A 10219-nucleotide genomic window follows, 5' to 3' on the forward strand; every position below is an offset into this window, starting at 1 on the left:
TAACCAGTACATAGAAAGCCTTAGCCCAGGTCAAACTCCAGTTGAATATAAAATATTGAATTATAAACCTGAAGAATGGACTCCTTACAAATCGCTTCTTTTACTTAAATACATGTCTGACATGTTAGTGGGAGATAGAGACTTGGAATATTCAAATTTGAGGAAAATTTTAGGTTCTCAAATGTTGGATAAGCTTTATCCTGATTATCCAAATGAAGTTGAACCAGTTATTGAAATTGAAAAAGTTTGGGATTTTGATCCTCTTGAGATTTCGAAACCAGATAGCATTAATTACCCAAATGATGAATTAGTAATAGATCCTTTACCTCAACCTGTTGAGGGAATTGGTTCTAATAATTGGGCAGTTTCGGGATCGAAAACAAAAAACGGAAATCCTATTTTGGCAAATGATCCGCACTTGGGATTAAATCTACCTTCAATTTGGTATTCAATGCAGCTTACTACGCCAGAGTATTCAACAAAAGGGGCTTCACTTCCTGGGGCATTAGGGATAATTTCTGGATTTAATGAAAACATAGCTTGGGGAGTAACAAATGCCACAAAAGATGCAAGAGATTGGTATAAAATCACTTTTCAAGATGAAAATAGAACATCTTATAAGTATGGGGAGGAATGGAGAAAAACTACTTTTAGAATAGAAGAGATAAAAATAAAAGGACAAGATGATTTTTTGGATACAGTGGTTTATACTCATTATGGGCCTATTATGTATGATAAAAATTTTAGAGGAAATCGCCAAGATGCCAATTTCGCTTTAAAATGGACGGTACATATGGGTTCTAATGAACAAAGGACTTTTTTAATGTTAAATGCCGGTAAAAATCATGAAGATTATAATTTGGCATTAGATAGCTACAGTGCTCCTGCACAAAATTTTGTTTTTGCATCTAGGTCTGGCGATATAGCTATGAGAATTCAAGGAAAGTTTGCATTAAAATGGCCAGAACAAGGAAAGTTTTTTATGGATGGGTCTGACCCAAAAATGGAATGGCAAGGGTACATTCCAAATGACCAAAACCCTAGTACTTTGAATCCGGAAAGGGGGTTTGTTTCTTCAGCAAATCAACATCCGGTGGGTCCTTCATATCCCTATTATGTTTTTGACAATAGTTATGAATATTACAGAAATAGGAGAATCAATGGCAAATTGGGGCAGATGGATCAAATCACAGTGGAGGATATGAAATCATTACAGTTTGACGATTATTATCAACAAGCTGCGGATGTTTTACCTACTATGTTGCAATTTTTGGGGAATGGTTTTTCGGATAATGAAAAAGCCCAATCTTATTTGAAGCAATTAAACGAATGGGATTTTTATGCAGATCCAAATCAGAAAGCCCCTACTTTATATTATATCTGGTGGAATAAACTTTATAACCAAATTTGGCAAGAGTGGGATGAATTTGGAGTTCCTGTCGTAAAACCGAATAGTTACCAGACTATTCAATTTCTAATAAATGAACCCTCCGGTTCCATATTTGATCTAGAAAAAACTGGAGAAGTGGAAACCGCAGGTAATCATGTTCAAAACAGCTTCCAAATGTTGTTAGACGAAATGGAAAAATGGGTATCTGAGGAAGGTGATTATTCTTGGGCTAACTATAAGAATACGACCATACAGCACTTAGTACCACAGTTTAAGGCATTTTCGGTTGCAAATGTTTATACAGGTGGAGGATCGGGAATTGTCAATGCCACTAGTGGGAGGAATGGGGCAAGTTGGAGAATGGTTGTTGAACTCGCGGATAAACCCATTGCATTTGGGGTTTACCCAGGTGGACAATCTGGAAATCCAGGAAGTAAATATTATGGTAATTTTATACCTATTTGGGCCGAAGGAAAATACCTCAATTTTAATTTGAGAGAAAAAGAGGATACGGACGGAATTCTTTTCCAAACTACTTTAAAATAATGCTATGAAATTTCTTTCCCTAACAATACTGAGTGCATTGATCGTGGTTTTCTTAAATCCATTTTTTCCGTTTTGGGTTGTAATGGTTTTAATTGGTATACTTTCTGCCGTTTTGGGAGCAAAGGCTTTTGTTTCATTCCTTGCAGGCGGAATTGGAATGGGATTAAGTTGGTTAGGACAAACAGTCTTTTTGAGTTATCAAACAGGAAGCTCTCTTCCAGATCAAATGGCAGAAATAATGGGCTTGGGTAGTGGAGTAGCTCTTTCCGCAATCACAGGTGTAATTGGACTTATGCTAGGTGGTTTTAGTGCCTGTTCTGGTAGTTTATTCAGGAAATTATTTAAGAATAAGCCAGATAATATTTATAAAGGCTAATGGATTTTCTTAAAAGGAAAGGATTCAAAATAATCAAATTATTTTTTCAGTTCGCTCTAATGAGTACCTTTGTTACTCACTCTTAAAAGGGATTTTTTATGCTTGAATCATTGATAACCTCAAAAACCAGATTAAGACTCTTGGTCAAGTTTTTTGTCAATTCTAAAACTCAAAGTCATTTAAGAGGTTTGGCAGAGGAATTTGGAGAATCTACCAATGCCATTAGAAAAGAATTAAACAATCTTACGCAAGCTGGATTTCTTGAAAAACACATTGATAAAAATAAGATTGAATATCAGGCAAATACAAAGCATCCTTTCTTTTCCAACATTCAAGAAATTATACGAAAGTATTTAGGCTTAGATAAACTACTCGAGCAAATCCTCGATAGGATGGGAGATGTACAACAGGTGGTTTTGGTAGGTGATATTGCAGAAGGACGAGACTCTGGTAAAATCGATGTTTTGGTTTCTGGAAAAAGTCTTAACGGTGAGTATATAAGCCATCTTACTTCTAGAGTGGAGAGCCTTATAGATAGGAAAGTGGTATTTACATTGCTAGCAGATAGGATTAATTCATCTGGGTTAGTATTGTTTGACAAAGAGGCAGGGATATAAATCTGCCAGAAATATAGATCAATGGCTAAGTACAATTATGTGACTGAAAGGGCGAAGCTGTAATTGTATCGCATTGAATTTGAAAATTTAATTGCAAATTACTTCATGATTTATAACCGAAATCAAATCATTTTAAAATTGTTAAGAAATTTTACTCAGACCTTGGATTTAAGATCTATTGCTTTTGGAACTCTTTTTTTTCTGATTGGATTGGCCGTTCAGGCGCAAAGTCTTTCAGATATTCAGAATTTGAAAGTGGATAATCTATCCAATACACAAATTGAACAGCTTATTAAAAGAGCAGAAGCAAGTGGTTTGACTGTCAACCAATTGGAAGCTTTGGCCAGAGAAAGGGGAATGCCTGCTTCTGAAGCAGCAAAGTTGAGACAGCGGATTAATGAGTTGCAAACAGCAGCTGGCTCAGATAGTGGGAATAACACCATTGGTACTGGTAGATCTATAAACGGAATACAAGAACAAAATCTTTTTGATTCCATTAGAAGATCTGATCCTTACTATGACTTAACCCCCTTTCAGAAGAAGATTTTTGGCTATAAGTTATTTCATAATCGTAACCTTGATTTTAGCCCAAGTTTAAACCTCCCAACGCCTCAATCTTATGTGATTGGCTCAGGAGATCAATTATTACTGGATGTTTATGGAGCTTCACAGCAATCATTTGATTTGAATGTTTCCCCTGAAGGAAGAGTGTTTTTGCCAAACATAGGACCTATACAATTAAGTGGGTCGACGATTGAAGCGGCAACTTCAAGAATTAAAACTGCACTGGGAAGAATTTATTCAGGTTTGAATGGTGCTAACCCAAATACTTTTATTCAATTAAGGTTAGGAAATATTCGCTCTATCAAAGTTTCAATGGTTGGGGAATTAACCAAACCCGGAACTTATACACTCCCATCATTCGCAACAGTTTTTAATGGATTATATGCTGCAGGTGGGCCAAACGAAAACGGCGCATTTAGAAATATCCAAGTTTACCGCGATAGTCGGTTAATTACGACAGTAGATATCTATGAGTTTCTTTCAAAAGGAGATCAAAGCTCAAATATTACGCTTCAGGATAATGATGTATTAATAGTTCCTCCGGTTCAAGCGCGAGTGGAGGTAATTGGTCCGGTAAGAAGGGAAGGTTTATTTGAGGTAAAACCGAATGAACATTTAGACGATATTTACATTTATACGGGAGGATTCCAGAGTTCTGCTTACAGGGATAGGGTAACAGTTAGAAGAATAGAGGATAATCAGCGCAAAGTTATTGATGTCCCTTCAGAAGAATTCACTAGTTTTTCATTAAAAGATGGAGATGAAATCCTTATTGGAGAGGCATTAGATCGATTTGTCAATAGAGTTCAAGTGACTGGATCTGTGAATCGTCCGGGTGAGTACTCTTTTGAGGAAGGAAATTTGACGGTTAAAGGTTTAGTAGAAAAAGCGCAGGGATTAAAACCAGAAGCTTTTTCAACGAGAGCAACTCTTTATAGGACTAGTTCGGATTTAACTTTAGCTGCTGAGTCATTGGATTTGAAAGGCATTTTAGATGGGGCAAAGGAAGATGTAGTTTTGGAAAACGAAGATCTACTTTTTATCCCAAGCAGATATGATATTCAAGAAGAGTATTTTGTGAAAATTTCAGGTGAGATAAATTTTCCAGGAGCTTATCCTTATGCTTCAAATATGACAATAGGAGATTTGATTTTAAGGTCAGGAGGACTTCTGCAGTCTGCCACGAATTCCTCAATTGAGATTGCTAGAAGAGTTAGGGACGCAAGTTCTGGTAAAATTGCAGAGATTAAGACTCTTTCCATTGATCCAAACTTGCAATTAACTGAAGAGGAAAAGAACCTACCACTTCAGCCTTTTGACCATATTTTTATAAGGAGAAGCCCCGGTTTTGAAAGAGAACAATTAATTACTATTCAAGGGGAAGTAGTTTACCCTGGAGATTTTGCCATTGCCGGGGCAAATGAGCGAATTTCAGATGTTATTAAAAGAGCAGGGGGATTGACTCAATTTGCTTATCCTAAAGGTGCCACTTTAGTTAGAAGAACGGTCTATTTTAAAGGCCCCACTGAAGAGGAGTTAAGGGAAGCAACTTTGCGTGAAATAAAGGATAATTTAAATCCAGAGACAAATAGAAATATCAATGAAGCAGAAGAACTGCTTTTTGAAAGAATTGACAAAAAATTGGCTCAAAAAGAACAAGAAAGAATAATAAAAGAAAGGGAACAGGAAAGAATGAGGATTTTTGAATCTTCAAATCCAAGAGACACACTTTTTCAAGATTCAACTTTGAATCAAGTGAGAATTAAAGAACAAGATCTGGTAGGTATAGACTTACAAAAGATTATGCAAAATCCCGGTTCTGAAGATGATCTTTTTTTGCTTGAAGGGGACATCATTCAGATTCCTAAAGAATTACAAACAGTTAGAATGGTTGGTGAAGTTTTATTGCCCACCACTAGCCGATACGATAAAAAGAACAGCTTAAAAAATTATATTTCAAAAGCAGGTGGATTCACAGAGGAAGCTAGGAAGTCCAAAACATATGTAGTCTATGCAAATGGAGACGCTAAACGAACGCATAACTTTCTAGGCTTGAATTTTTATCCGGAATTAGAGCCTGGAGCAGAAATTGTCGTACCTAAAAAGCCTCAAAGAAATAGACTGGGAGCAGCTGGGTGGATTGGACTGGCTTCAAGTTTAGCGACTTTAGGAATCCTTGTAGATCGATTATTAAACTAATATTTAATACCATAATTTTATGAAAATTGCAGTAGTGGGTACAGGCTATGTGGGCTTGGTATCAGGGGCATGTTTTGCAGATGTAGGGATTGAAGTTACTTGTGTTGACATCGATCAAAAGAAAATTGAGAAACTTAGAAATGGCATTATGCCAATCTATGAGCCAGGATTGGAAGAAATCGTGGTTCGGAATTATAAAAGTGGTAGACTTCACTTCAGTACTGACTTAGGAGAAGCAATTCAAGGTGCATCAGTTGCTTTTATTGCTGTAGGAACCCCTCCGGGAGAAGATGGTTCTGCTGATTTGAAATATGTTTTGGCAGTAGCAGATGAGATAGGTCAGAAAATGACTGATTATATAGTCGTTGCCACAAAAAGCACTGTACCTGTGACTACAGGTGAAAAAGTGAGAGACGCCATCAAAAGTGCATTAGATAACAGAGGATCTGATCTTCCTTTTGCAGTTGCCTCAAATCCTGAATTTCTTAAAGAAGGTGCTGCTGTAGAGGATTTTTTAAAACCAGATAGAATCGTTATTGGAATTGATGATACACGGGCTGAGGAGATAATGAAGCGGTTATATAAGCCTTTTCAATTAAGTGGAGAACGAATAATCTATATGGATATTCCATCTGCTGAAATGACAAAGTATGCAGCTAATGCAATGTTGGCCACAAAAATTTCTTTTATGAATGATGTCGCCAACCTTTGCGAAAAAGTGGGGGCTGACGCCAATATGGTAAGAAAAGGGATTGGTTCTGATCCTAGAATTGGAAATAAGTTTATTTATCCTGGTGTCGGCTATGGAGGCTCTTGTTTTCCAAAAGATGTTAAAGCTATCATTAAAACTGCTAAGCAATATGGATATGATTTAAGGGTGCTTCAAGCAGTAGAAGATGTAAATGATGATCAGAAGCATGTTCTAGCAAATAAAGTAAAAGCCCATTTTGGTAAAGACCTTAGTAATATGACTTTCGCTATGTGGGGATTAAGTTTCAAACCAAATACCGATGATATGCGAGAGGCACCATCTGCAGTGATTATCGATCAATTAAGAGACGCTGGCGCTACAGTAAAAGCTTATGATCCTGTTGCTATGGAAGAGGCAAAAGAACATTACATCTTTGATAAAGTAACCTATTGTAAAGATGCCTATGATGCATTGGTAGATGCAGATGCACTACTTTTGGTTACTGAATGGTCGGAGTTTAGAATTCCAAGTTGGGATGTAGTAGGTAAGCTTTTAAAAAATAAGTTGATTTTTGACGGAAGGAATATATACGATAAAAAGTATCTGAAAACTTTGGGCTTTGAGGTTTATAACATCGGATCTATTTAAAATAAATTTGCCCTTGAGTTCTTTGCTCAAGGGCATAACTATGTTTTGGCGAAATTGAAGCTATGATTATTGCAGGAGCCGGTGGACATGGACAGGAAGTTGCTATGGCACTGGATAAAATGGGATTTCAGTCAAGTCAGGTTTTTTTTTATGATCAAGACAAATCTAAATCATTCGACCCGGAAATTTCAGAATCGCTTGTTTTAGAGGAAGTTGATTTAATAAATATTTTAAAAAGTGATTCAAGATTTGTGATTGGAGTAGGAAACCCTATTCACAGAGAAAAACTATTCCTGTATTTGAGTTCATTAGGAGGTAGCATATTCGGAGTGAGTTTCGTACCTGGGATAGAAACAAATACTTTTGACGCAATGCCTTATAGCTTTGTTGGTCCAAAAACCAAAATAGGGTTAGGTGTTCTTATAAATACCAGAGCTCATGTGCACCACGAATGTGAAGTGGGGGATTTTAGTGAAATAGGCCCTGGTGCCATGTTGTTAGGAGCTTCTAAGATTGGTTATAAGTGTAGAATTGGTGCGGGAGCAATAATTTTACCTAGTGTGGAGTTAGGAAATGAGGTAATTGTTGGAGCTGGAGCAGTTGTAACTAAATCCTATCTAGAACCATGTACATTGATAGGAATTCCTGCACGAATTCAAAAAAAATAAACTACCCAATGTTTCAAAAAGTAATATCAATAGACTGAATTGAAAAGCCAGAAAAAAAATATTCTTTCAGGCGTATTCTGGAATTCTGTCCAGGTTCTGATTAATAAGTCTTTTGGTTTTATAATAAAACTGGTCTTAGCGAGAATACTTTTTCCTGATGAGTTTGGATTAGTGGGGATGGCATTGGTTTTCACAAGCTTTGTGGAAGTATTTAATGACTTGGGTTTTGGTGCTGCATTAATTCAGAGAAAAGATTCAAAACTCAAGTCCTCTCATTTCAATACAGCATTTTGGACTGGAGTAGGCTGGTCACTGATTATTTTTCAATTAATGGTTTTTGTTGTAAGCCCACTAGCAGCTAGTTTTTACAATGAGCCTATTCTTATAAAGATCATTCCTGTCCTCGCTCTTGGGGTATTATCTAGTCCGATCAACTTAGTCCATAAGGCGAAATTACTCAGAGCTTTGGAGTTCAAAAAAATGGCCTTCATCGAAAATGTTTCTTCTATTGCCTCTGGTACGCTATCATTGATTTTAGCATTGTCAGGAGCCGGAGTATGGTCACTAGTTTTTAATGCATTGGCAACTTTCGTGATTGCTATTCCACTTTATTTTCGTGCCACTCATTGGGTTCCAAGTTTTGAATGGTCCAAAAAAGCTTTCAAAGATATTTTCGGTTTCGGGATTTATACGACAGGAACAAACTTGGTAAATAACCTTATCAATAAAGCTGACTATTTATTGATAGGAAAGCTTTTGAGTGCAGGAGCTTTGGGAGCTTATACTTTAGCTTTTGTTTTGACTGATACCTTTAGGAGTCAACTAATGTCCATCATGAATAAAGTGATGTACCCGATTTATGGTAAAACACAGGATGACAAAAGTTCAATGAAAAGGTATTATCTAAATGTCGTAAAATATAATAGCTTGATTATAAATCCTTTAATGGGAGTTTTGTTTATTTTAGGTGAACCCATCATTTTGATTTTCTTTGGAGCAAAATGGGTAGATACGATTCTACCATTACAGATTATTTCTTTGTCAGTTATTTTCCATATGATGGTAAATAGCAATACAGTTTTAATCCGAGGAATGGGGAAAGCGAAGTTGGAGTTCATGATTCAATTCCTCAAGGCTATTTTTGTTTTTCTTCCTTCATTAAGCATAGGTATTTACTTTTATGGAATTATTGGGGCGGCGTATGCAGTACTTTTCAATAAGATAATAAGTGTATTTATTGCCCAGATATATCTCAAAAAATTAATTGATGTGAATTATAAGGATCTTTTCAATTCATTGAAAGTGACCTTAATATCTTTGGTTTTAAGTATGACTATAGGATACTTTTTATTCCACTTTCTCAACTTATATTTTCTATTGACAGGAATTTTTATGGTTTCAATATATGCAGGGAGTGTTTGGCTTTTAATGGGAGCAGAGCTCAGGGAGCAATATTTGGAAATTAAACTCAGAAAATCTCTTACCTATAAATGATTCAAAAAATAGTTAGAAAAGTTAGATCTGAAAGGGATAAACTTGTTAAAAACCGTATGCCTTTTTGGTTTTACAAATCCGGGTTTCTTTCGAGTTTTTATTATGCAGTTTTTCATTCAGGATTTAGAAGAGAGCATAAAGGAGTTTTATCTGGGAAGGTTAAACACTTACAAGTCGCTCAACTGGAAAAGGCTAATTATTTTATGTTGGTTAGGAATACCCATCGACTGGAAAAGGGTTTATTGATGAGACCCCGTCGAGATGTTTTTGCTGCTGATTACATTACCGAGACAGTAGATTGCTATTTGGGAATTTTGAAGAGCTCTGTTTCTAAGGCTGACAATAAGCAGGTTAAATGGTTTACAGATGTACTGTCTGAATATTTTTCTATTGTTAATTCACATCCAATTATTGATAAGGAGAAAAAGAAATTCCTGGATTTTATAGAGGAAAACCCCTCTAAAATTAAAATCACGTCTATTCCATATTTCAGAGATCATCAAAATTTTTCAACGATTTCTTATGATGATTTTTATAAGCTAAGCAGACAAAGGCGTTCCGTTAGATGGTTTTTGGATAAACCGGTTCCACGTGATCTCATTGATAAAGCCATACTTGCAGCGATTCAAGCCCCAAGTGCATGTAATAGACAGCCATTCAATTATAGAGTGATTGATGATAAAAGTATGGTTGAGCAAGCTGTTTTGCTTCCAATGGGGACAAAAGGATATGCAAATTCCATCCAAACATTTATCATAGTTGTTGGGAATTTAGAGGCATATTTTGATGAAAGGGATAGGCACTTGATTTACATTGACGCTTCATTGGCGAACATGTCTTTGATGCTCGCTTTTGAAACTCTTGGTCTTTCTAGTTGTCCCATAAACTGGCCTGATATTGAAGAAAGAGAATCAAAAATGAGTGAATTTTTGAATTTGGAATCCTATGAAAGACCGATTATGTGTATTGGAGTTGGTTATCCAGATCCCGAAGGAATGGTAGCCTATTCTGAAAAAAGAGATTTAG

8 protein-coding genes are annotated in these 10219 nt (G+C 36.1%); all 8 read left to right on the forward strand.

Annotated elements, in window-relative coordinates; genetic code table 11:
• On the forward strand, positions 1–1936 hold a 1936-nt coding region (locus Q0L68_RS11195; RefSeq protein WP_296702970.1), incomplete at its 5' end, for a penicillin acylase family protein.
• A 4-nt stretch (positions 1937–1940) separates the two neighbouring features.
• Positions 1941–2312 carry a hypothetical protein gene (locus Q0L68_RS11200; RefSeq protein ID WP_296702972.1) on the forward strand — a complete coding sequence of 124 codons (372 nt, stop codon included), beginning with the start codon at positions 1941–1943 and terminating at the stop codon, positions 2310–2312.
• 98 nt (positions 2313–2410) lie between these two features.
• On the forward strand, positions 2411–2929 hold the full coding sequence (locus Q0L68_RS11205) for an ArsR family transcriptional regulator (RefSeq protein WP_296702975.1): 519 nt from the start codon (positions 2411–2413) through the stop codon (positions 2927–2929).
• A 138-nt stretch (positions 2930–3067) separates the two neighbouring features.
• The gene (locus tag Q0L68_RS11210; RefSeq protein ID WP_296702978.1) at positions 3068–5692 is read left to right on the forward strand and encodes an SLBB domain-containing protein; all 2625 of its coding nucleotides are present in this window, start codon (positions 3068–3070) and stop codon (positions 5690–5692) included.
• 19 nt (positions 5693–5711) lie between these two features.
• On the forward strand, positions 5712–7031 hold the full coding sequence (locus tag Q0L68_RS11215) for a UDP-glucose/GDP-mannose dehydrogenase family protein (RefSeq protein ID WP_296702980.1): 1320 nt from the start codon (positions 5712–5714) through the stop codon (positions 7029–7031).
• 62 nt (positions 7032–7093) lie between these two features.
• Entirely contained in the window at positions 7094–7699 is a 606-nt protein-coding gene (locus tag Q0L68_RS11220) for a DapH/DapD/GlmU-related protein (protein ID WP_296702982.1), read from the forward strand.
• Between the two features lie 39 nt (positions 7700–7738).
• Positions 7739–9193, forward strand: coding sequence for a lipopolysaccharide biosynthesis protein (locus tag Q0L68_RS11225; RefSeq protein WP_296702984.1), 1455 nt, complete (start codon positions 7739–7741; stop codon positions 9191–9193).
• Positions 9190–10219 (forward strand): nitroreductase family protein (locus Q0L68_RS11230; RefSeq protein ID WP_296702986.1); only part of this gene is annotated, 1030 nt, incomplete at its 3' end. The genes Q0L68_RS11225 and Q0L68_RS11230, both read left to right, overlap by 4 nt.

Origin of the sequence: Algoriphagus sp. (assembly GCF_024642405.1) — a bacterium.
Taxonomy (GTDB): Bacteria; Bacteroidota; Bacteroidia; order Cytophagales; family Cyclobacteriaceae; genus Algoriphagus.

Excerpts from the sequence above, each read along its gene's own strand:
- Q0L68_RS11200 (WP_296702972.1), top strand. The coding sequence starts at position 1,941 with ATGAAATTTCTTTCCCTAACAATACTGAGTGCATTGATCGTGGTTTTC.
- Q0L68_RS11215 (WP_296702980.1), top strand. The coding sequence starts at position 5,712 with ATGAAAATTGCAGTAGTGGGTACAGGCTATGTGGGCTTGGTATCAGGG.
- Q0L68_RS11220 (WP_296702982.1), top strand. The coding sequence starts at position 7,094 with ATGATTATTGCAGGAGCCGGTGGACATGGACAGGAAGTTGCTATGGCA.
- Q0L68_RS11205 (WP_296702975.1), top strand. The coding sequence starts at position 2,411 with ATGCTTGAATCATTGATAACCTCAAAAACCAGATTAAGACTCTTGGTC.